The sequence below is a fragment of the Streptomyces sp. NBC_00829 genome, assembly GCF_045161795.1.
Taxonomy (GTDB): Bacteria; Actinomycetota; Actinomycetes; order Streptomycetales; family Streptomycetaceae; genus Streptomyces.
Map to the genome: position 1 here is coordinate 6277003 of NZ_CP108867.1, position 22147 is coordinate 6299149.

Sequence of the window (22147 nt, forward strand, 5' to 3'; positions counted from 1 at the left end):
CGGAAGGCGTCGGCGGGCGTGCCGGGTCGGCTGATGCCGCCCCCACGCCCCGCCCCCGTCGGTGCGTCAGTACGTATCAGTACGTCACCGTGATACGTCGGCCCGGCCCGTCGACCCGTGCCGAGCCGCCGTACGGCACGACCAGCTGCGGGTCGGTGTGCCCGAGGTCGACATCGAAGACGGCCATCGTCCGCGGCGCGTACGCCTCCAGCGCCCGCAGAACCGCCTCGCGCTGCTCCCATGCGTACCGCGCCCGCTCCGCGGCGTCGCCGGGTCTGGCGAAGGACCAGGCCTTGGCGCGGCCCATGAGCAGTGCGGGAAAGCGCCGGAGCAGTCCGCGCTCGCCCATGCAGCGCAGAATCCGGAACACCTCGTCCGCGGAGGGCAGTTCCTCGGAGGTCTCCAGGAGCAGCACGCCACCGTCGTAGGCATCGAGATCGGCCTGTATCTCACGGTCGGCCATCAGCAGCCAGGACAGGATCTCAAGATTGCCGCCCCAGGTGCGGCCCTCGACGACCGTCTCGGGCCGGTGCCAGATCCAGCCGTCGCCCGGCTCCGTATCCGGCTCGGTCGCCAGGGAGGCCGGGTCTGCCCAGTCGCGGTCGATGTCACGGAACCGCTCGGCGGGACGCAGCTCGTACGGCCCGGAAGTGAACAGTGCGGCCCGCAGAGAGTCGGCGGTCAGCGAGGCCATGGCTCCGGGCCGCCCGAGCTCGCACATCACGCTCGCACGTGGTAGCTGACGATCCCGGTGTTCCACAGGAAGGCATGCAGGTTGGTGTTGTCGCTGAAGCCGAAGAACGGCTTGGGGTTCGCCCGGATCACCTCGCGGTCCAGCAGCGGAAGCACGGTGATCTGGTCGTCCCCGCCGATGCTGGACAGCACCGCGGCGACGGACGGGTCGGCAAAGGCCGCGTGGATGTCGTCGGCCCGTTCCTGAGGCGTCGAGCCCATCTTCCGGGTCGTCGGATACTCGACGGGCACCAGCGCGAAGTCGTTGCGGAGCCGGTCGAGGCCGAGTTCGTACGGCAGTGGGAAGAGCCCCGGCAGCCCGCTCGACGGCGAGATCACGGCGACCCTGTCCCCGGGGCGGGCCTTGGGCGGATAGAGCGGATGCATCGGCTCGGGCATGATCGGGAGCGTAGCCGGGCACTTCCGTGCCCCGACATCGATTTCCGCGGCGTCGCCGGTCGCCCGGCGTACCGGCAGGGCATCGTCCGGCCGGGACCCATCCGCGCGATCCTTGGCTACGAATAGTCGGGCGGACGGAACCGGCGCGCCACGCGACGCTCCGACCGACTGCCCGACCGAACCGACTGCCCGACCGAACCGACTGCCCGACCGAACCGACTGCCCGACCGAACCACCCAGCGACCCACCCGGCGACCCACCGAGGATGTGACTCCCATAGGCGCACCGGAACAGCGGCAGCCCGAACCCGCCCTACGGCTGGACCGAGCCGCCGAGCCGCCGCGGGCCGCCGTCCTGCTGCTGCACGGCGGCCGGGCCGACGCCCTGGAGCCGCCCACCCCGCTGAATCTGCCCGGGATCCGGATGCGCCCCTTCGGCCGGGCCATCGCGCGAGCCACGGCCGACCACGACGTGGTGCTCGGCGGCGTCAACTACCGCCACCGCGGCTGGAACGGGACGCGCGCCGACGCGGCCCGTGACGCGTTGCGAGCCCTGGACGAACTGGCCTTCCTGACCGGGCCTCTGCCGGTCGTCCTCGTCGGCCACTCCATGGGCGGACGGGCCGCGCTGCGGGCCGCGAGCCATCCCCTGGTCGAGGCCGTGGTCGGACTCGCCCCGTGGTGTCCCGAGGGTGAACCGGTGGACCATCTCGCGGGCCGGCGCATCGTCCTGGTGCACGGTGACCGCGACCGTGTGACCGACCCGCGCGGCTCCTGGGACCTGGCGGACAGAGCGCGTGTGGCCGGTGCCGAGTCGTGCGCACTGCGGATGCCCGGAGGCGATCACGCCATGCTCCGCGGCGCCCGGAGCTGGCACGCGCTCACGACCCGGCTGGTCGCCGGGCTGCTGCGGCTGGGACCGCTGCCGCCGGTGGTGGCAGACAGCTTCGACGACCTCGGTCCGGTCGACATCCGGACGATGGACGGCCGCTGAGCTACCAGCCGCGCTCGCGCCACTCGGTCAGATGAGGCCGCTCGTCGCCCAGCGTCGTGTCCCTGCCGTGCCCCGGGTAGACCCAGGTCTCGTCCGGCAGCCGGTCGAAGAGCTTGCTCTCCACATCGCCGATCAGGCGCGCGAAGGCCTCGGGATCCTGGTGGGTGTTGCCCACGCCGCCGGGGAACAGGCAGTCGCCGGTGAAGAGGTGTGGCGGGCCGTGCGGGTCGTCATAGACCAGCGCGATCGAGCCCGGGGTGTGACCCACGAGATGGCGTGCCGTCAGCTCGACGCGGCCGACCCTGATGGTGGCCCCGTCCTCGACCGGCTCATCGGTCGGGACGGGGATGCCCTCGACGTCGTACCGGCCCGCGTAGGTGCGGGCGCCGGTCGCCTCGACGATCTCGGCCAGCGCCTGCCAGTGGTCGCCGTGCCGGTGGGTGGTGACGACCGACGCGATCGAGTCGTCGCCGATCAGGTGGAGCAGCGTCTCGGGCTCGTTGGCCGCATCGATCAGCAGCTGCTCGCCGGTGGCCCGGCAGCGCAGCAGATAGCAGTTGTTGTCCATCGGGCCGACCGCGACCTTGGAGATCATCAGGTCCGTCAGCTCGTGCACATCAGCCCGACCGCCGACCTTCACCACTCCGCTGTACGTCATGGACTCAGCCTATAGCGGGGGCAGCTTCGGCAGTGCGGCGCCGGCGGTGTCCAGCCCCGTCCCGTCGCGGCGGCCCGCGAGCCAGCCCAGCAGAGCGGGCGCGGGGCCTGTCACCGTCATCGGGCTGCCCTGGGTGCCGCCGGTGTGCCACTCGCCCGCGTCCTTGCTCGCGGAGTCCCGGTCGCTCGCGACGATCCGGGTCGGCGGCACGTCCGCGTGGCCGGAGAAACGCTGGGCGAGAAAGGAGATCTCCCGGTCGGTGAACTCCTCGGGCAGGTCCTCCAGCTCGTAGCCGATGTCCAGATCGACGTGGTGCAGCTCCACCTCGATCAGGCGGCGGAAGGGGAGGCGGGCCGCGGCATCGGTGACGCCGTTGCGCAGCTCGACCGTGCGGCTCCAGTCGGCGGGCACCGCGCCGGCGGTCTGGAAGCCCGCCGCGGTCTCACGGACATCGGCGATGTGCTCGGCGAGCGGGCGGGGCGCGTCCCGTTCGATGTCCGCCTCGCGCGCCTCGCCGCTGACATACATCGGGCGGCCCTGGAGAACATTGACGAGCGCCTCGGCGTTACGGGAGAGATGGGCCAGCACATGACCGCGGCTCCAGCCCGGAAGCCGTGACGGTCCTGCGGTGGCGGCGTTGTCCAGCCCGGCGGCTGCGGCGAGGAGCCGATCGGTGGCTTCGCGTACAGAGGCCAGGTCGCGCAAGGGATCGATCATGGGCCCGACGATAGCCCGGCCACTCGATCGGGTGAAGGTGGCAGAGCGCGGCCGTAAATCGAATGCGCGTGCTATAGGCTCGGTGGAGGCATCCTGGTTGGTGCAGTCATTTCACAGCCTGGAATCCAAACGATCCGACGGCCCCCATAGTCTGGTGACGGGGGCTGTGCCCCCGCTTCTCTCAAGAAAGGTCCGGACCGGCGTGGCCGACCGTCTCATCGTCCGTGGCGCTCGCGAGCACAATCTCAAGAACGTCTCGCTCGATCTCCCGCGTGACTCACTCATCGTCTTCACCGGGCTCTCGGGGTCGGGCAAGTCGTCCCTCGCGTTCGACACGATCTTCGCCGAGGGCCAGCGGCGGTACGTCGAGTCGCTCTCCTCGTACGCCCGCCAGTTCCTCGGCCAGATGGACAAGCCGGACGTCGACTTCATCGAGGGCCTCTCCCCGGCCGTCTCCATCGACCAGAAGTCCACCTCGCGCAACCCCCGCTCGACGGTCGGCACCATCACCGAGGTCTACGACTACCTCCGCCTCCTGTTCGCCCGTATCGGCAAGCCGCACTGCCCCGAGTGCGGCAGGCCCATCTCGCGCCAGTCGCCGCAGGCCATCGTCGACAAGGTGCTCGAACTGCCGGAAGGCAGCCGCTTCCAGGTCCTCTCGCCGCTCGTGCGCGAGCGCAAGGGAGAGTTCGTCGACCTCTTCGCCGACCTCCAGACCAAGGGCTACAGCCGGGCGCGGGTCGACGGAGAGACCATCCAGCTCGCCGAGCCTCCCAAGCTGAAGAAGCAGGAGAAGCACACGATCGAGGTGGTCGTCGACCGTCTCACCGTCAAGGACAGCGCCAAGCGCCGGCTCACCGACTCGGTCGAGACCGCGCTCGGACTCTCCGGCGGCATGGTCGTACTCGACTTCGTCGACCTCTCCGAGGACGACCCCGAGCGCGAGCGGATGTACAGCGAGCACCTCTACTGCCCGTACGACGACCTGTCCTTCGAGGAGCTGGAGCCCCGCTCCTTCTCCTTCAACTCGCCCTTCGGCGCCTGCCCGGACTGCACCGGCATCGGCACGCGCATGGAGGTGGACCCCGAGCTGATCGTCCCGGACGGGGAGAAGTCCCTCGACGAGGGCGCGATCCACCCCTGGTCGCACGGCCACACCAAGGAGTACTTCGGACGGCTGATCGGCGGACTCGCCCAGGCGCTCGGCTTCACCACCGACATGCCGTGGGCCGGGCTCCCGCAGCGCGCCAGGAAGGCCCTGCTGTTCGGCCACAAGACCCAGGTCGAGGTCCGTTACCGAAACCGCTACGGCAGGGAGCGGGCCTACACCACGCCCGCCTTCGAAGGAGCCGTGCAGTTCGTCAAGCGGCGCCACAGTGAGGCCGAGAGCGACTCCAGCAGGGAGCGTTTCGAGGGCTATATGCGCGAGGTGCCCTGCCCGACCTGTCAGGGCACCCGGCTGAAGCCGATCGTCCTCGCGGTCACGGTGATGGAGAAGTCCATCGCCGAGGTCGCCGCCATGTCGATCAGCGAGTGCGCCGACTTCCTCGGCCGCCTCACACTGAACGCCCGCGACAAGAAGATCGCCGAGCGGGTGCTCAAGGAGGTCAACGAACGGCTGAGGTTCCTGGTCGACGTCGGCCTCGACTATCTCTCGCTCAACCGCGCGGCCGGCACGCTCTCCGGCGGCGAGGCCCAGCGAATCCGGCTCGCCACCCAGATCGGGTCCGGCCTGGTCGGCGTGTTGTACGTCCTGGACGAGCCGTCGATCGGACTGCACCAGCGCGACAACCACCGGCTCATCGAGACCCTCATCCGGCTGCGCGACATGGGCAACACCCTGATCGTCGTCGAGCACGACGAGGACACCATCAAGGTGGCCGACTGGGTCGTCGACATCGGCCCGGGGGCGGGCGAGCACGGCGGAAAGGTCGTGCACTCCGGCTCGCTGAAGGAACTGCTGGCCAACAAGGCATCGATCACCGGCCAGTACCTCGCCGGGAAGAGGTCCATTCCGACGCCGGACATCCGCAGGCCCGTAGATCCGACGCGCCGGCTCACGGTCCACGGCGCCCGTGAGAACAACCTGCGCGACATCGACGTCTCCTTCCCGCTCGGTGTGCTCACCGCGGTCACCGGTGTCTCCGGATCCGGTAAGTCGACGCTGGTCAACGACATCCTCTACACCCACCTCGCCCGCGAGCTGAACGGCGCGAAGTCGGTGCCCGGCCGCCACACCCGGGTCGACGGCGACGATCTGGTCGACAAGGTCGTCCATGTCGACCAGTCGCCCATCGGGCGTACGCCCCGGTCCAACCCGGCGACGTACACGGGTGTCTTCGACCATGTCCGCAAGCTCTTCGCGGAGACGATGGAGGCCAAGGTCCGGGGCTATCTCCCCGGCAGGTTCTCCTTCAACGTCAAGGGCGGCCGGTGCGAGAACTGCTCGGGCGACGGCACCATCAAGATCGAGATGAACTTCCTGCCGGACGTGTACGTCCCGTGCGAGGTCTGCCACGGCGCGCGCTACAACCGGGAAACCTTGGAGGTCCACTACAAGGGCAAGTCCATCGCCGAGGTGCTGGACATGCCGATCGAGGAGGCCCTGGACTTCTTCGAGGCCGTTCCGACGATCTCCCGCCATCTTCGGACGCTCAACGAGGTGGGTCTCGGCTATGTGCGGCTCGGCCAGTCCGCGCCGACGCTCTCGGGCGGTGAGGCCCAGCGGGTGAAGCTGGCCTCGGAGCTCCAGAAGCGCTCCACCGGCCGTACGGTCTACGTTCTGGACGAGCCGACGACCGGTCTGCACTTCGAGGACATCAGCAAGCTGATCAAGGTGCTGTCCGGTCTGGTCGACAAGGGCAACACGGTCATCGTCATCGAGCACAACCTCGATGTGATCAAGACCGCTGACTGGGTCGTCGACATGGGCCCCGAGGGCGGCAGCGGCGGCGGTCTGGTGATCGCCGAGGGCAGCCCGGAGCAGGTCGCCGGGGTGCCGACGAGTCACACCGGCAAGTTCCTGCGGGACATCCTGGACGCCGAGCGGATCAGCGACGCGATGGTGCCCGCGGCCCGTAAGCCGCCGAGGAGGACCGCCGCCAAGAAGACGGTCGCCGCGAAGGCCCCGGCAAAGAAGACGGCCACGGCGAGGACGGCCCGGGCCCGCAAGTCCTGAGCCCGCAAGTCCTGAGCCCGCAAGGGCCCGAGGCCCGGGCCCGTAGCGCCCGGGCCTTGCCGGTCCTGGCACGGCCCGGTCCAGGACGCGCTGTCCCCGGACGCCGGGTGTGCTCGAAGGCGAGCCCGCCCGGCGACCGTGGACGAGAGTGTCGTCGGAAGGGGCCTCCGGCCGAGGGCGAGACATCCGTTCCGGCAAAGAGCGGTCAGGGCGGCAGGGGCGCAGCCGCTGATGGGCGAGGAACCGGCCCCCGCGCGAGGCGAAGCCTCAGCCGTCCAGTTCCGAGGCGTACGGCGGTTCCGCGCCCGTGCGGGAGCAGGTCACCGCGGCCGCGCGGGACGCGAAGTCCAGGACCTCGCGCCAGCCTTGCTCGTCCAGTGCGGCCGACCTGTCCGCCGACAGCGCTCCCCGGGCCGCGAGGCCGTGGAGCAGAGCGGCGTTCACCGTGTCGCCCGCGCCGATCGTGTCCGCGACGGCGACGGACGAGGCCGGGACAGCGACCTCCAGCCCGGCCCGCGTTCGTACCTCGAGTCCTTTTCCGCCCCGCGTGACCACCACCGCGGCCGGCCCCTCAGGCACACCGCCCAGCCACGCCGCGTCGTCCTCGGAGAGTTTCAGCAGACAGACGTCCGGCAGCCAGCTCGCCAAACGCGCCCGATAGGCGTCCGGGTCCCGGATCAGACCGGTCCGGATGTTCGGGTCGAGCAGTGTGAAGACCCCTCGCCCCGCCTCCCGTCGCAGCAGCGCCTCATAGGCGCTCGCACCGGGCTCCAGCACCAGGGAGCAGGTCCCGAGCGCCAGGGCCCGTACCGAATCCGGCAGCGCCGGAGGAAGCTCGAAGAGCCGGTCCGCGCTGCCCTCCACATAGAAGCCGTACCCGGCGGAGCCGTCCGCTCCGATGGTCGCCACGGCCAGGGTCGTCGGCTCCGGGCCGCGCTGGACGAGCCCCGTGTCGACCCCCGCCGTATGGAGCCCGGCCAGCAGCGCCTTGCCGAATCCGTCCGTCGAGACGCGGGAGCAGAAGGCGACCTGTGCGCCCAGCCGCCCGAGCGCGACGGCCGTGTTGTACGGCCCCCCGCCGAGCCGCGGCAGCAGCAGGGGCAGCGGCTCGCGGTCCCCCTGCGGGACCAGATCGATAAGGGCTTCACCTGCGACGACGATCACGGCCCGAACGTAACCCATGGCCGCTCACCGGCGACAGCGAGGCTCCCGCCGGGGAGCCCGCCGGGAAGCCGGCGGATCTCCGCCGGTATGGTCGGTTCTGTTACCGACCCCGTGCCACGACCATTGCTCTGAACTGTGGAGTTCCCATGTCCGGCCTGCCGCCTGCCCGTCGCACTGTGCTGAAAGGCGCCGCCCTCGCCGGCGCCGCCGGCCTGGGGGTCGCCGCCTGCTCCACCGAGTCCAAGCTCGGTCACGCCCAGAACCCCACGCCGACCGCGCCGGTCGAGCTCGGCGCGGCCGACGCCGTCCCGGTCGGCGGAGCCAAGCTCTACCGCGAGCAGCGTCTGGTGGTGAGCTGTCCCGCCAAGGGCCAGTACAAGGCGTTCAGCGCCCAGTGCACCCACGCGGGCTGCGTCCTCGACAAGCTGGAGGACACGGTGGGGAACTGCCCCTGCCACGGCAGCCGCTTCGATGTGACGACCGGCAAGGCCGTCGAGGGCCCGGCCACGGTGCCGCTTCCCGAGGTCCCGATCAGGGCCGAGGGCGGCAGGCTCATCGCCGGTCCGGCCGCATAGGACGCGGCGCGCCGGCGTTCACTCCCAGGCCCAGTCGATCCCCAGGATCCCGGGCCGCACGCCCTGTTCCACCAGATGCACCGTGCGATGCCGGCCGCTCAGGGTGAGATCCGTCCGGGCGCCGCGTGGCGCACCTGTGGTGGCCTGCGCGAACCGTCTGCACCGCACCGGAAGCGCCCCCTCGTCGAAGCGGATCTGCAGGACGTACTGGCCGCCCGCGAAGCTGAAGCCGCGCACATACTCACCGCTCGGGCCGCCGGTCCCGTCTTCGAAGGCGTAGCCGAAGAGGTAGGTCTCACCCGCCCGGAGCCGGGTGTCGAACAGCAGCTCCGCGATCAGCACACCGGTCTCGCGATGCCACCGCACCCGTCCCGTCCGGCAGTTCTCCAGCGCGCTGACCTCCACCCGCGCGGGGTCGCAGCCCGGGTCGCCGTGGTGGATGGCGAGATAGCGGTCGATGCCGTCGCGGTGCGCGCGTACGACATGCGCCGAGTCGCGCCCCAGCAGCTGACGACCCGCCCCGATCCGCACCCGCTCATGGTGGCCCACCGTGTGCAGTCCGCCGTCCGCCGGTGATTCCAGGTCACTGAGCAGCTGCTCGATCGCGCCGGACGCCTCCATCAGCGAGCGGTAGGAGCGTGCGGCGGGGCGCTCGGCGTCCGTGCGTGTGCCGCCCCCGCCGGTGTCGAGCAGCCGGATCAGTGAATTCCCGGGCAGGCCGAGCACCTCCTCCAGGGCACGTACCGCCCGCAGCGACTCGGGCCGCTGCGGCCTCCGCGCACCCTGCTGCCAGTAACTGAGGCTGGTCACACCGACTGTGATGCCGCGGTGCGCGAGGTGGTGCTGGACGCGCTGGAGAGGCAGCCCGCGCACCGCGAGGGCGGTGCGCAGCGCCAAGTGGAAGGGGCCGGTGTGCAGCACCTGTGCCAGATCGGCGTCGGTGTGGCCCATGGTGCCTCCAGCGGCTAGGCGGATGCGAGTGAACATTCACGACGAGGGGTGAGCCGCTGTGGGTGGGCGGCGACGGGCGTCCTGGTGGCGCGGGACGGAGGTGTTCACATCCCGGCCGTGGCATTCACAACGCCGTGTCACCCCGCATTGAAGCGTGTTGACCTGCCTCCGACAAGCACTGATGCTCAACCGCAGCGTCCGGACGCGCTCCTCCACCCCCACCCTCACCGGGAGGAACGCGATGCGCACCCTACGCAGACGGCGGCCCGCCGCATCGGCCGTCCTGACCGCACGGGACATCCGGCCGCTGTCGACGGCGACCGCCGCGCCGCACGACGCCTGACCCCGCTCACCAGGGGACCGCACGACGCCTGACCCCGCTCACCAGGGGACCGCACGGCCACCGCCCCTCCGCCGCAGCCGGGGCGGGCGGCCTCGCCGCCCTCGCCCTGTGCGGTGCCGGTTACCTCCGGATGCGCCGCCGGGCCTGAGGCCCCGGACGCCCGGCATCTCCCCACGGTGCCGGGCGTCCGGACATGACCGCGGTGTCACTGCCCGCCAGTAGGGTGGACGGCATGGCAGACCCCTCCAGCTACCGCCCCAAGCCGGGACAGATCCCCGACTCGCCGGGGGTCTACAAATTCCGCGACGAACACCGCCGGGTGATCTACGTCGGCAAGGCGAAAAGCCTGCGCCAGCGCCTTGCCAACTACTTCCAGGATCTGGCGAGTCTGCACCCGCGCACCCGCAGCATGGTCACCACGGCCGCCTCCGTCGAGTGGACCGTCGTCTCCACCGAGGTCGAGGCGCTCCAGCTGGAGTACTCCTGGATCAAGGAGTTCGACCCCCGGTTCAACGTCAAGTACCGGGACGACAAGAGCTATCCGTATCTCGCGGTCACCCTGAACGAGGAGTTCCCGCGGGTGCAGGTCATGCGCGGTGCCAAGAAGAAGGGCGTGCGCTACTTCGGTCCGTACGGCCACGCCTGGGCGATCCGCGAGACCGTCGACCTGATGCTGCGCGTCTTCCCCGTGCGCACCTGCTCCGCCGGGGTCTTCAGGAACCACCAGCAAAAGGGCCGCCCCTGTCTGCTCGGGTACATCGGCAAGTGCTCCGCGCCCTGTGTCGGCCGGGTCACCCCCGAGGAGCACCGCGAACTGGCCGAGGAGTTCTGCGACTTCATGGCCGGCCGCACCGGCACCTACATCCGCCGTCTGGAGAAGCAGATGACGGCGGCGGCCGAGGAGATGGAGTACGAGCGGGCCGCGCGCCTGCGCGACGACATAGAGGCCCTCAGGCGTGCCCTGGAGAAGAACGCCGTCGTGCTCGCGGATGCCACCGACGCCGATCTGATCGCGGTCGCCGAGGACGAGCTCGAAGCCGCCGTACAGATCTTCCATGTCCGCGGCGGCCGGGTCCGCGGCCAGCGCGGCTGGGTCACCGACAAGGTCGAGGCGGTCGACACCGCGGGCCTTGTCGAGCACGCCCTCCAGCAGCTGTACGGCGAGGAGAAGGGCGACGCGGTCCCCAAGGAGGTCCTGGTCCCGGCCCTGCCCGAGGACACGGCGGCGGTCAGCCATTGGCTGGGTGACCGCCGCGGGTCGAACGTCTCGCTGCGCATTCCCCAGCGCGGCGACAAGAAGGACCTGATGGAGACGGTGCAGCGCAATGCCCAGCAGGCCCTGGCGCTGCACAAGACCAAGCGCGCCAGCGATCTCACCACCCGCTCACGGGCCCTGGAGGAGATCGCCGAGGCGCTCGGCCTCGACTCGGCGCCGCTGCGGATCGAGTGCTTCGACATCTCCCACCTCCAGGGCGAGGACGTCGTCGCATCCATGATCGTTTTCGAGGACGGTCTGGCCCGCAAGAGCGAGTACCGCCGCTTCCAGATCAAGGGCTTCGAGGGGCAGGACGACGTCCGTTCGATGCACGAGGTGATCACCCGCCGCTTCAAGCGGTATCTGGCCGAGAAGGACCGCACGGGCGAGTGGATCGGCGAGGATGCCCCCGAGGACGACGGAAAGCCCAGGCGCTTCGCGTACCCGCCCCAGCTCGTCGTCGTCGACGGCGGGCAGCCGCAGGTCGCCGCGGCCCAGCGTGCCCTGGACGAGCTCGGCATCGACGACGTCGCGGTCTGTGGACTGGCCAAGCGCCTGGAGGAGGTCTGGCTGCCGGGCGACGACGACCCGGTGGTGCTGCCCCGTTCCAGCGAAGGGCTCTATCTCCTCCAGCGGGTCCGTGACACGGCTCACGACTTCGCCATCCGCTACCAGCGCTCCAAGCGGACCAAACGCATCAGGACCAGTCCCCTGGACGTGGTCATCGGCCTCGGCGAGACCCGCAAACAGGCGCTGATCAAGCACTTCGGTTCGGTGAAGCGGCTGCGGCAGGCGACAATCGAGCAGATTTGCGAGGTTCCCGGCATGGGCCGTAAGACCGCGGAATCCGTGGTGGCGGCCCTCGCCCAGGCGGCTCCGGCCGCCCCTGCCGTGAATACGGCAACAGGAGAGATCATTGAAGAGAACGACGGGGGCAGTACGACATGACTGAGCACGATGGAGACGGAGCAGCAGACGTGAGTACGGGCACCACGACCGAGCCCGGCGGAGCCGCGGAGGCGGCGATCCCCGAGCTGGTCATCATCTCCGGTATGTCGGGTGCCGGGCGCAGTACGGCCGCGAAGTGTCTCGAGGACCTCGGCTGGTTCGTCGTCGACAACCTGCCGCCCGCGCTGATCCCCACGATGGTGGAGCTCGGCGCCCGCTCGCAGGGCAATGTCGCCCGGATCGCCGTCGTCGTCGACGTGCGCGGCCGACGGTTCTTCGACAACCTTCGCCAATCCCTCGCCGACCTGGACTCCAAGCAGGTCACGCGGCGGATCGTCTTCCTCGAATCCTCCGACGAGGCCCTGGTCCGCCGTTTCGAGTCGGTCCGCCGTCCGCACCCCCTCCAGGGCGACGGCCGGATCGTCGACGGCATCGCTGCCGAGCGCGATCTGCTGCGCGAGCTGCGCGGCGACGCCGACCTGGTGATCGACACCTCCAGCCTCAACGTCCATGAGCTGCGCGCCAAGATGGACGCCCAGTTCGCGGGCGACGAGGAGCCGGAACTGCGTGCGACGGTGATGTCGTTCGGCTTCAAGTACGGACTGCCGGTCGACGCGGACCTCGTGGTCGACATGCGCTTCCTGCCGAACCCGCACTGGGTCCCGGAGCTGCGCCCCTTCACCGGTCTGAACGAAGAGGTGTCGAACTACGTCTTCAACCAGCCCGGTGCCAAGGAGTTCCTCGACCGCTACACCGAGCTGCTGCAGCTCATCGCCGCGGGCTACCGCCGCGAGGGCAAGCGCTACGTCACCATCGCCGTCGGCTGCACGGGCGGCAAGCACCGCTCCGTGGCCACCTCCGAGAAGCTGGCCGCCCGTCTCTCCTCCGCCGGGGTCGAGACCGTCGTTGTCCACCGGGACATGGGGCGCGAGTGACCGGACGTAACCTCCGGCTGAGGCGGCTGCGCAGGTCCGCGCATGCGCCGACGGCACGCAAGCGCGGTGCGCAGCCCAAGGTCGTCGCGCTCGGCGGCGGCATGGGGCTGTCCGCCTCGCTCACCGCCCTGCGCCGGATCACGGGCGACCTCACGGCGGTCGTCACCGTCGCCGACGACGGAGGCTCCAGCGGCCGGCTCCGGGAGGAGCTCGGCGTGCTGCCGCCCGGCGACCTGCGCAAGGCCCTGGCGGCGCTGTGCGGCGACGACGACTGGGGCCAGACCTGGGCCCGGGTGATCCAGCACCGCTTCCAGTCCCAGGGCGACCTGCACGAACACGCCGTGGGCAATCTGCTGATCGTCGCCCTGTGGGAGCAGCTCGGCGACCATGTCCAGGCACTGGACCTGGTGGGCAAGCTGCTCGGCGCGCACGGCCGGGTACTCCCGATGTCCGCCGTCCCGCTGGAGCTGCAGGCCCTGGTGCGGGGCCATGATCCGGAGCGTCCGGACGAGGTGGACACGGTCCGCGGTCAGGCGACGGTGGCGCTCACCCCGGGCGAGGTGCAGTCCGTTCACCTCGTTCCGCACGACCCGCCCGCCGTCCCCGAAGCCGTGGCCGCGGTCCTGGACGCCGACTGGGTGGTACTCGGTCCCGGCTCCTGGTTCTCCTCCGTGATTCCGCATCTGCTGGTGCCCGAGCTGCTGGACGCGCTGATCGAGACGAAGGCCCGCCGCGTCCTCTCGCTCAACCTCGCGCCCCAGCCCGGTGAAACAGATGGCTTCTCACCGCAGCGTCATTTGGAGGTTTTGGGACGACACGCGCCTAAACTCGCCCTGGACGTGGTGCTGGCCGACGAGGCAGCCGTGCCCGACCGCGAGTCCCTCGCCGACGCCGCCAAGCGGTTCGGCGCGGCGGTCGAGCTGGCCCCCGTGGCCTCGCCCGATGGCGTTCCGAAGCACGACCCGGAGCTGTTGGCCGCCGCGTACGACCGTATTTTTCGGATGCATGGAAGGATCGGCCCATGGCGATGACGGCAGCGGTGAAGGACGAAATCTCCCGGCTTCCCGTCACCCGGACCTGCTGCAGAAAGGCAGAGGTCTCGGCGATCCTGCGGTTCGCGGGCGGACTCCACCTGGTCAGCGGTCGCATCGTGATCGAGGCGGAGCTGGACACCGGCATCGCGGCGCGCCGGCTGAAGCGGGACATCCTGGAGATCTTCGGGCACAGCTCCGAGCTCATGGTGATGGCGCCCGGAGGACTGCGCCGCGGCTCGCGTTACGTCGTACGGGTGGTGGGCGGCGGCGATCAGCTCGCGCGCCAGACCGGTCTGGTCGACGGCCGGGGCCGCCCGATCCGGGGGCTGCCGCCGCAGGTCGTCTCCGGCGCGACCTGTGACGCGGAGGCCGCCTGGCGCGGTGCGTTCCTGGCGCACGGCTCGCTCACCGAACCGGGCCGTTCCTCCTCGCTGGAGGTCACCTGCCCGGGACCGGAGGCCGCGCTGGCGCTCGTCGGCGCCGCCCGCAGACTGAGCATCGCCGCCAAGGCGCGCGAGGTGCGCGGCGTCGACCGGGTCGTCGTGCGCGACGGGGACGCGATCGGCGCGCTGCTGACCCGCCTCGGGGCGCACGAGTCCGTCCTCGCCTGGGAGGAGCGGCGGATGCGGCGTGAGGTCCGCGCCACCGCCAACCGCCTCGCCAACTTCGACGACGCCAATCTGCGCCGCTCGGCCCGTGCCGCGGTCGCCGCGGGCGCCCGCGTCCAGCGTGCGCTGGAGATCCTCGGCGAGGAGGTGCCCGAGCACCTCGCGGCGGCCGGCCGGCTGCGGATGGAGCACAAGCAGGCCTCCCTGGAGGAGCTGGGCGCGCTCGCCGACCCGCCGCTGACCAAGGACGCCGTCGCGGGACGCATCCGCCGGCTGCTCGCCATGGCCGACAAGCGGGCCCAGGATCTCGGCATTCCGGGCACGGAATCCAATCTCAGCGAGGAGATGGCGGACGGTCTCGTCGGCTGAATGTCCGCCTCCATGAATCCCCGGCCGCTGCCGCCGCCCACCGGGCGCCGGCAGCGGCGGCATATCCACCCGAATGGCGCTCTTGACATGATCATGAAGCAACATGAGCCTGGCGTCTGTCCACTTCCGTGGCACACAACTGCAAGGGGGGCCAATGAGACGCAGAGCGAGATCGATCCTCGCCGCGGTTTCACTGCTGACAGCCGGACTTACGGCCGCACCGCTCGCCCAGGCGCAACCGGGCGACGACGGTGAGGGACTGTCCGTATGGCGCGCCGAAGTCACCAAGGCCCAGGTCCCGCTGATCCTCGCGGCGGGCGCCGACGGCCATGAACTGACCGAGCAGGTACCCGACAAGGGCGCCGCCACCGTCGAGCTCTACCTCACCGACAAGCAGGCCGGTGATCTGCGCAAGCAGGGCATCGGCCTCACCGAGCACACCGTCTCCGCCGCGGCCGAGAAGCGTGTGGCGGCCGCGGGCGACGGAGTCTTCCGCCCGTACGGCGGCGACAACGGCCTCAAGCGGGAGATCCTCGCGACCGCGCAGGCCAACCCCGCCCTCACCAAGGTCGTCAGCATCGGCAGGACGATCAAGGGCCAGGACATCCTCGCCCTCAAGGTCAGCAAGGGCGCCAAGAAGTCCAGGGACGGCTCCAGGCCCGCCACGCTCTACATGTCCAACCAGCACGCCCGCGAGTGGATCACCCCCGAGATGACCCGGCGGCTGATGCACTACTACCTCGCCAACTACGGCAAGGACCCGCGGATCACCAAGATCGTCGACTCCACCGAGCTGTGGTTCGTCATCTCGGCCAACCCGGACGGCTACGACTACACCTTCACCGGCACCGACGAACGCCAGTGGCGCAAGAACCTCCACGACAACAACGGCGACGGAAAGATCACGCCGGGCGACGGCGTCGACCTCAACCGCAACTTCGCCTACAAGTGGGGCTACGACAACGAGGGGTCGTCCCCCGACCCGGGTGACGAGACCTTCCGCGGCACCGGCCCGGCCTCCGAGCCGGAGACCAAGGCGCTCGACGCCTTCCAGAAGCGCATCGGCTTCGAGTACGGCATCAACTACCACTCCGCCGCCCAGTTGCTGCTCTACGGAGTCGGCTGGCAGGTCGCGACCCCGACGCCGGACGACGTGCTCTACCAGTCGCTCGCCGGCACGCCCGCGAACTCCGCGATCCCCGGTTACCGCCCGCAGGTCTCCTCCGAGCTGTACACCACCAACGGCGAGGCCGACGGCCACGCGGGCAACGTCAACGGGATGATGATGTACACCCCGGAGATGTCCACCTGCGCCACCGCCTCCCGGATCGACCCGAACGACCCGTGGAACGCGGCCGACTGCGCGTCCGTCTTCACCTTCCCCGACGACGAGAAGCTGATCCAGCAGGAGTTCGCCAAGAACATCCCGTTCGCGCTCTCCGTCGCCGAGACCGCGGCCCATCCCGACCAGCCCTCCTCCTCGCTCGGTCTGAAGGCCGCCGACTTCACCCCCGACGTCTTCACCACGTCGTACTCGCGCGGAGCCGACCAGGAAGTCTCCGTCGTCGCCCGCAAGTCGGTGCGTGACAAGGAGCTCAAGTACCGTGTCAACGGCGGCCGCACGCACGACCAGGCGCTGAGGCCCTGGAAGGGCGGCGAGACGTACGGCGGTGACGACAACATCCGCTTCGACGAGTACCGCGCCAAGGTCCAGGACGGCGACGTCGGCGACAAGGTCGAGGTCTGGTTCACCGGTGAGACCAGGGCCGGAAAGCCCACCTCCAGCGAGCACTTCACGTACACCGTCGCCGAACGGCCGCGCGCCGACACGCTGGTGATTGCGGAGGAGGGCGGCACCGCCCCCGCCAAGAACACCGCCGCCTACACCAAGGCCCTGGCCGACAACGGCCGCAAGGCCGCGGTCTGGGACGTCGCCACCCAGGGCGTCCCGAACCCCCACGGGGTCCTCGGTCACTTCAGGACGGCCGTCTGGTACACCGGCGCGGGCCGTCCCTCAGCGGGGACCACACGAGCCGTACGCGACTTCCTCAACGAGGGCGGCACGCTGATCAACGCCGGTGAGCAGGCCGGTGGCGACATCGACCTCGGTGGCGCCGACTCCAACGACTTCGCCCAGTACTACCTCGGGGCCTACAACCGTGTCGGGCTCAAGTCCCCGCCCTCCTTCGGGGGCTCAGGGACGCTTCTCGGCGCGTCGGCCTCGCTCGGTGACGCGCCCGGCAACCCGCTCGATCTGGCCGGTGCGTACACCGTCACCTCCGACACCCTGAAGCCCGAGCTGTTCCCGCAGTTCAAGAGCGCGTCCGCGGGTACCTATCCGGGCATCCGCACGCCCTTCGAGCCTGCCGTGGGCGACTGGTTCGCGGCGGCCAAGCACCAGGACGACGCGTACATGCGCCTCGCGCGCACGGTGGACCTGTCCGCAACGGCGGCCACGGAGAAGCCGAGCCTGCAGTTCCAGCTCAGCTACGACACCGAGCGCGGCTTCGACAACGTCGTCGTCGAGGCGCACACGGTCGGCCAGGACGACTGGACGACCCTGCCGGACGCCAACGGCGGCACCACCAACGAGGTGCCCGTCCAGTGCGAGCAGGGCTACTACGTCCAGGGCCACCCGTTCCTCGCCCACTACCTCACCGTCACGAACGACGGCTGCACCGCGACCGGTACCAGTGGCGCCTGGAACCGCTTCACCGGCTCCTCCAACGGCTGGCAGCAGATCGCGGTCGACCTCAGCTCCTACGCCGGAAAGCAGGTCGAGCTCTCCGTCTCGTACGTCTCCGACCCGGGCACCGGTGGAATCGGCGCCTTCGTCGACGACACCCGGCTCGTCGTCTCCGGCACCCCCCAGGGTCCGGAGGGCTTCGAGACCGCGCTCGGCCCGTGGGCCGTGCCCGGACCCCCGGCAGGCAGCCCCGGGAACGCCCTCGACTGGAATCGCGCCCAGGCGCTCTTCCACTCCCAGGCGGCCGTCACCACCAAGGACACCGTGCTCCTCGGCTTCGGCCTGGAGCATGTGCCCGGTGCGGCCGACCGCAAGCAGGTGATCGGAAAGGCGCTGAGCGCCCTCCGCCACTGACGCCGCAGGTCCCGGCGGCTCCCACCCCTACTGGGGGGTAGGAGTCGCCGGGGCGCTTCCGGCCCCTGTCGATGTCACTCCGGGGCTCTCAGGGAGGTAGGGTCGTAGGCGGTCGGGGACATCCCATACAGCTCGCCGGCGTCGAAACCCGGCGTACCAACGAGGAGATCGGTTTCGTGACGATCCGCGTAGGCATCAACGGCTTTGGCCGCATCGGTCGTAACTACTTCCGCGCGCTGCTGGAGCAGGGTGCAGACATCGAGATCGTGGCTGTCAACGACCTGGGTGACACTGCGACCACGGCTCACTTGCTGAAGTACGACACCATCCTGGGCCGCCTCAAGGCAGAGGTGACCCACACCGACGACACGATCACGGTCGACGGCCACACCATCAAGGTGCTCCGTGAGCGCAACCCCGCCGACATTCCGTGGGGTCAGCTGGGCGTCGACATCGTCATCGAGTCGACCGGCATCTTCACCAAGAAGGCCGACGCCGAGAAGCACATTGCGGGCGGCGCCAAGAAGGTCCTCATCTCGGCTCCGGCCAAGGACGAGGACATCACCATCGTGATGGGCGTCAACCAGGACAAGTACGACGCGGCCAGCCACCACGTCATCTCCAACGCCTCCTGCACCACCAACTGTGTGGCGCCGATGGCCAAGGTTCTCCTGCAGAACTTCGGCATCGTCAAGGGCCTGATGACCACGGTCCACGCGTACACCAACGACCAGCGCATCCTGGACTTCCCGCACTCGGACCTGCGCCGCGCCCGCGCCGCCGCCGAGAACATCATTCCGACCACCACCGGTGCCGCCAAGGCCACCGCGCTGGTCATCCCGGAGCTGGCGGGCAAGCTCGACGGCATCGCGATGCGCGTCCCGGTGCCCACGGGCTCCGTGACCGACCTGGTCATCGAGCTTGAGCGTGAGGTCACCAAGGACGAGGTCAACACCGCGTTCCAGAAGGCCGCCGAGGGCCAGCTCAAGGGCATCCTGGACTACACCGAGGACCAGATCGTCTCCTCGGACATCGTCAACTGGCCCGCCTCCTGCACCTTCGACTCCTCCCTGACCATGGTCCAGGGCAAGAACGTCAAGGTCATCGGCTGGTACGACAACGAGTGGGGCTACTCCAACCGCCTCGTGGACCTCACGGTCTTCGTCGGCGGCCAGCTCTGATCTGCACCGTCTGATCTGCAACGAGAGCACCACGATGTGAGCGACAGGGCTCGGCCGGCGCACAGCAGCGCGGTTCGAGCCCTGTCGCACGTCCCAGTCCTCCGAGGAGCCGTAATCCCATGAAGACGATCGATCAACTTCTCGCCGACGGGGTCGCCGGCAAGCGGGTATTCGTCCGCGCCGACCTCAATGTGCCGCTCGACGGCACCGCGATCACCGACGACGGCCGTATCCGAGCGGTTGTGCCGACGGTCGCCAAGCTCGCCGAGGCGGGCGCGCGCGTCGTCGTCGCCTCCCACCTGGGCCGCCCCAAGGGCGCGCCGGACCCCGACTTCTCCCTCGCCCCGGCCGCCGAGCGCCTCGGCGAACTGCTCGGCGCCGATGTCGCCTTCGCCACGGACACCGTGGGCGAGTCGGCCAAGGCAGTCGTCTCGGGCCTCACGGACGGTCAGGTCGCCGTCATCGAGAACCTCCGCTTCAACGCCGGCGAGACGTCGAAGGACGACGCCGAGCGCGGAGCCTTCGCCGACCGGCTCGCCGAGCTCGCCGATCTGTACGTCGGAGACGGCTTCGGCGCCGTCCACCGCAAGCACGCCTCGGTCTACGACCTCCCGGCCCGGCTTCCGCACGCCGCCGGCCACCTCATCGCCACCGAGGTCGGCGTCCTGAAGAAGCTCACCGACGAGGTCAAGCGCCCGTACGTGGTGGTACTGGGCGGCGCCAAGGTCTCCGACAAGCTGGGCGTCATCGACCAGCTGCTCGGCAAGGCCGACCGCATCCTGATCGGCGGCGGCATGGCCTACACCTTCCTCAAGGCCAAGGGCCACGAGGTCGGCATCTCCCTCCTCCAGGAGGACCAGATCCCGAAGGTCACCGAGTACATGGAGCGCGCCGAGAAGAACGGCGTCGAGCTCGTGCTGCCGGTCGATGTCCTGGCCTCCGGCGGGTTCCCCGACCTGAAGACCAAGGCCCCGACCGACTTCATCGCCGTCGACGCCGACAAGATCCCGGCTGACAAGGAGGGCCTGGACATCGGCCCGAAGTCGAGCGAACTGTTCGCCTCGAAGATCGCCGACGCCGAGACCGTCTTCTGGAACGGCCCTCTGGGCGTCTTCGAGCACCCCGACTACGCCGAGGGCACCAAGGCCGTCGCCCAGGCGCTGCTCGGCAGCACCGGTTTCACGGTCGTCGGAGGCGGCGACTCGGCCGCTGCCGTGCGCACGCTCGGTTTCGACGAGAATGCATTCGGCCACATTTCCACCGGCGGTGGCGCCAGCCTCGAATACCTCGAGGGCAAGACGCTCCCCGGGCTCGCCGCACTGGAGGACTGAACCTCAATGACCGAAGTCGACAACGGCCGCACCCCGCTGATGGCGGGGAACTGGAAGATGAACCTCAACCACCTCGAGGCCATCGCCCACGTCCAGAAGCTGGCCTTCGCCCTGGCGGACAAGGACTACGACGCCGTAGAGGTCGCCGTACTGCCCCCCTTCACCGACCTGCGGTCCGTACAGACCCTGGTCGACGGCGACAAGCTCAAGATCAAGTACGGCGCGCAGGACATCTCGGCGCACGACGCGGGCGCGTACACCGGCGAGATCTCCGGGCCGATGCTGGCGAAGCTGAAGTGCACCTATGTCGCCGTGGGCCACTCCGAGCGCCGGCAGTACCACGCCGAGACGGACGAGCTGTGCAACGCCAAGGTGAAGGCGGCCTACCGTCACGGCCTGACACCGATCCTCTGCGTCGGTGAGGGCCTGGACGTCCGTAAGGCGGGCAACCAGGTCGCGCACACGCTGGCGCAGCTCGACGGCGGGCTCAAGGACGTCCCGGCCGAGCAGGCCGAGTCCATCGTGATCGCGTACGAGCCGGTCTGGGCGATCGGTACCGGCGAGGTAGCGACCCCCGAGGACGCGCAGGAGGTCTGCGGTGCGATCCGCGGGCGTCTCGCCGAGCTGTACTCCCAGGAGCTGGCCGACAAGGTCCGCATCCAGTACGGCGGCTCGGTGAAGGCCGGGAACGTGGCCGCGATCATGGCGCAGCCCGACGTGGACGGTGCCCTGGTGGGCGGTGCGGCGCTGGATGCCGACGAGTTCGTCAAGATCGTCCGGTTCCGCGACCAGTAAGTATGCGGTAGCGCGGATCCGTCGTACCCTTGCGGGGGCCGAGCAGGCGTCATCGGATGCCACCCGGCCCCCGTAGTCCATATCAGTCCTAGGAAGTTGGTCCAGCCGTGATTGTCGGGTTCTCGATTGCCCTGATCGTCTTCAGCCTGCTGATGATGCTGCTGGTGCTGATGCACAAGGGGAAGGGCGGCGGCCTCTCCGACATGTTCGGTGGCGGAATGCAGTCCTCGGTCGGTGGCTCCTCGGTCGCCGAGCGTAACCTCGACCGCATCACCGTCGTGATCGGTCTGCTGTGGTTCGCGTGCATTGTCGTACTTGGTCTGCTGATGAAGCTGGACAGCTGACCGCAGCCTTCCGCGTTCCGGGCTGGGGTGTAACTACCACCACTGGACGAGCGTTGGGCCTTACGTAGACTGGGGCACCGCGGCGCAGCCGCTGTGAGACGCTGTGCAGCACCATCACGCAGGGAGTTACGACCGTGGCAAGTGGCAACGCGATCCGGGGAAGCCGGGTCGGAGCGGGGCCGATGGGTGAGGCCGAGCGGGGCGAGTCCGCGCCGCGCCTGCGCATCTCCTTCTGGTGCTCCAACGGGCACGAGACGCAGCCCAGCTTCGCCAGTGACGCACAGGTCCCGGAGACTTGGGACTGCCCGCGCTGCGGGTTCCCGGCCGGCCAGGATCGGGACAATCCGCCGGACCCGCCGCGTACGGAGCCGTACAAGACGCACCTCGCCTATGTGCGCGAGCGTCGCAGTGACGCGGACGGTGAGGCGATCCTCGCCGAGGCGCTCGCCAAACTGCGCGGCGAGATCTAGGAGTTGTGGTCCGGCCGGACACCCCGAGGGTGACCGACCGGACTTTTTCATTGACTGTCAGTGGCAC

At 69.8% G+C, this 22147-nt stretch carries 18 protein-coding genes and 1 pseudogene; 14 read left to right on the plus strand and 5 right to left on the minus strand.

Translation table 11 applies throughout. The annotated features are described in order from the left end of the window. Positions 1 to 76 precede the first annotated feature (76 nt). Positions 77 to 1119, minus strand: a pseudogene (locus OG293_RS27895) (S66 peptidase family protein). 279 nt (positions 1120 to 1398) lie between these two features. Between OG293_RS27895 and OG293_RS27900 the strand changes: the two are divergent. Continuing rightward, positions 1399 to 2124, plus strand: coding sequence for an alpha/beta hydrolase (locus OG293_RS27900; RefSeq protein ID WP_406001528.1), 726 nt, complete (start codon positions 1399 to 1401; stop codon positions 2122 to 2124). A 1-nt stretch (position 2125) separates the two neighbouring features. Here the strand turns inward: OG293_RS27900 and OG293_RS27905 are convergent, their stop codons facing one another. Then, positions 2126 to 2782 (minus strand): MBL fold metallo-hydrolase, encoded by a 657-nt coding sequence (locus tag OG293_RS27905; protein ID WP_406001529.1) that lies wholly within the window; start codon positions 2780 to 2782, stop codon positions 2126 to 2128. 9 nt (positions 2783 to 2791) lie between these two features. Next, positions 2792 to 3499 carry a maleylpyruvate isomerase family mycothiol-dependent enzyme gene (locus OG293_RS27910; protein WP_406001530.1) on the minus strand — a complete coding sequence of 236 codons (708 nt, stop codon included), beginning with the start codon at positions 3497 to 3499 and terminating at the stop codon, positions 2792 to 2794. A 202-nt stretch (positions 3500 to 3701) separates the two neighbouring features. Between OG293_RS27910 and uvrA the strand changes: the two genes are divergently transcribed. After that, positions 3702 to 6677, plus strand: coding sequence for an excinuclease ABC subunit UvrA (gene uvrA, locus OG293_RS27915; RefSeq protein WP_406001531.1), 2976 nt, complete (start codon positions 3702 to 3704; stop codon positions 6675 to 6677). A gap of 267 nt (positions 6678 to 6944) precedes the next feature. Here the strand turns inward: uvrA and OG293_RS27920 are convergent, their stop codons facing one another. Next, a complete protein-coding gene (locus tag OG293_RS27920) occupies positions 6945 to 7841 on the minus strand; it encodes a carbohydrate kinase (RefSeq protein ID WP_406001532.1) in 897 nt (298 codons plus the stop codon). 146 nt (positions 7842 to 7987) lie between these two features. On the opposite strand from OG293_RS27920, the gene OG293_RS27925 reads away from it, so the two are divergent. Further along, entirely contained in the window at positions 7988 to 8416 is a 429-nt protein-coding gene (locus tag OG293_RS27925) for a Rieske (2Fe-2S) protein (protein WP_406001533.1), read from the plus strand. Between the two features lie 18 nt (positions 8417 to 8434). Here the strand turns inward: OG293_RS27925 and OG293_RS27930 are convergent, their stop codons facing one another. Continuing rightward, positions 8435 to 9367 (minus strand): hypothetical protein, encoded by a 933-nt coding sequence (locus OG293_RS27930; RefSeq protein ID WP_406001534.1) that lies wholly within the window; start codon positions 9365 to 9367, stop codon positions 8435 to 8437. 181 nt (positions 9368 to 9548) lie between these two features. On the opposite strand from OG293_RS27930, the gene OG293_RS27935 reads away from it, so the two are divergent. The 11 genes from OG293_RS27935 (at position 9549) to OG293_RS27985 (ending at position 22080) form a co-directional block, all read left to right on the plus strand. Then, positions 9549 to 9710, plus strand: a complete 162-nt coding sequence (locus OG293_RS27935; RefSeq protein WP_406001535.1) for a hypothetical protein — start codon at positions 9549 to 9551, stop codon at positions 9708 to 9710. A 232-nt stretch (positions 9711 to 9942) separates the two neighbouring features. Beyond that, positions 9943 to 11913: an excinuclease ABC subunit UvrC gene (gene uvrC / locus OG293_RS27940; protein WP_406001536.1), complete on the plus strand. Its 1971-nt coding sequence runs from the start codon at positions 9943 to 9945 to the stop codon at positions 11911 to 11913. Then, a complete protein-coding gene (rapZ, locus tag OG293_RS27945; RefSeq protein ID WP_406001537.1) occupies positions 11910 to 12848 on the plus strand; it encodes an RNase adapter RapZ in 939 nt (312 codons plus the stop codon). The genes uvrC and rapZ overlap by 4 nt, the downstream gene beginning before the upstream one ends. Next, positions 12845 to 13879 (plus strand): uridine diphosphate-N-acetylglucosamine-binding protein YvcK, encoded by a 1035-nt coding sequence (gene yvcK, locus OG293_RS27950; protein WP_406001538.1) that lies wholly within the window; start codon positions 12845 to 12847, stop codon positions 13877 to 13879. Before rapZ ends, yvcK begins: the two co-directional genes overlap by 4 nt. Further along, positions 13870 to 14859 (plus strand): DNA-binding protein WhiA, encoded by a 990-nt coding sequence (whiA, locus tag OG293_RS27955; protein WP_406001539.1) that lies wholly within the window; start codon positions 13870 to 13872, stop codon positions 14857 to 14859. The genes yvcK and whiA overlap by 10 nt, the downstream gene beginning before the upstream one ends. Positions 14860 to 15013: 154 nt before the next feature. After that, positions 15014 to 17959: a M14 family zinc carboxypeptidase gene (locus tag OG293_RS27960; RefSeq protein WP_406001540.1), complete on the plus strand. Its 2946-nt coding sequence runs from the start codon at positions 15014 to 15016 to the stop codon at positions 17957 to 17959. Positions 17960 to 18135: 176 nt separating this feature from the next. Continuing rightward, the gene (gene gap / locus OG293_RS27965; protein WP_406001541.1) at positions 18136 to 19140 is read left to right on the plus strand and encodes a type I glyceraldehyde-3-phosphate dehydrogenase; all 1005 of its coding nucleotides are present in this window, start codon (positions 18136 to 18138) and stop codon (positions 19138 to 19140) included. Between the two features lie 119 nt (positions 19141 to 19259). Further along, positions 19260 to 20471 carry a phosphoglycerate kinase gene (locus tag OG293_RS27970; protein WP_406001542.1) on the plus strand — a complete coding sequence of 404 codons (1212 nt, stop codon included), beginning with the start codon at positions 19260 to 19262 and terminating at the stop codon, positions 20469 to 20471. Positions 20472 to 20477: 6 nt separating this feature from the next. Then, on the plus strand, positions 20478 to 21266 hold the full coding sequence (tpiA, locus tag OG293_RS27975; RefSeq protein WP_406001543.1) for a triose-phosphate isomerase: 789 nt from the start codon (positions 20478 to 20480) through the stop codon (positions 21264 to 21266). A 107-nt stretch (positions 21267 to 21373) separates the two neighbouring features. Then, positions 21374 to 21610, plus strand: a complete 237-nt coding sequence (gene secG / locus OG293_RS27980) for a preprotein translocase subunit SecG (protein ID WP_326649177.1) — start codon at positions 21374 to 21376, stop codon at positions 21608 to 21610. Between the two features lie 134 nt (positions 21611 to 21744). Beyond that, positions 21745 to 22080, plus strand: coding sequence for an RNA polymerase-binding protein RbpA (locus OG293_RS27985; RefSeq protein WP_003976875.1), 336 nt, complete (start codon positions 21745 to 21747; stop codon positions 22078 to 22080). Positions 22081 to 22147 lie beyond the last annotated feature (67 nt).

Coding starts and splice junctions, on each gene's coding strand:
- OG293_RS27905 (WP_406001529.1), bottom strand. CDS start 2,782: ATGACGTACAGCGGAGTGGTGAAGGTCGGCGGTCGGGCTGATGTGCAC.
- OG293_RS27910 (WP_406001530.1), bottom strand. CDS start 3,499: ATGATCGATCCCTTGCGCGACCTGGCCTCTGTACGCGAAGCCACCGAT.
- OG293_RS27925 (WP_406001533.1), top strand. CDS start 7,988: ATGTCCGGCCTGCCGCCTGCCCGTCGCACTGTGCTGAAAGGCGCCGCC.
- OG293_RS27930 (WP_406001534.1), bottom strand. CDS start 9,367: ATGGGCCACACCGACGCCGATCTGGCACAGGTGCTGCACACCGGCCCC.
- OG293_RS27935 (WP_406001535.1), top strand. CDS start 9,549: ATGCTCAACCGCAGCGTCCGGACGCGCTCCTCCACCCCCACCCTCACC.
- uvrC (WP_406001536.1), top strand. CDS start 9,943: ATGGCAGACCCCTCCAGCTACCGCCCCAAGCCGGGACAGATCCCCGAC.
- rapZ (WP_406001537.1), top strand. CDS start 11,910: ATGACTGAGCACGATGGAGACGGAGCAGCAGACGTGAGTACGGGCACC.
- whiA (WP_406001539.1), top strand. CDS start 13,870: ATGGCGATGACGGCAGCGGTGAAGGACGAAATCTCCCGGCTTCCCGTC.
- OG293_RS27960 (WP_406001540.1), top strand. CDS start 15,014: ATGAGACGCAGAGCGAGATCGATCCTCGCCGCGGTTTCACTGCTGACA.
- OG293_RS27970 (WP_406001542.1), top strand. CDS start 19,260: ATGAAGACGATCGATCAACTTCTCGCCGACGGGGTCGCCGGCAAGCGG.
- tpiA (WP_406001543.1), top strand. CDS start 20,478: ATGACCGAAGTCGACAACGGCCGCACCCCGCTGATGGCGGGGAACTGG.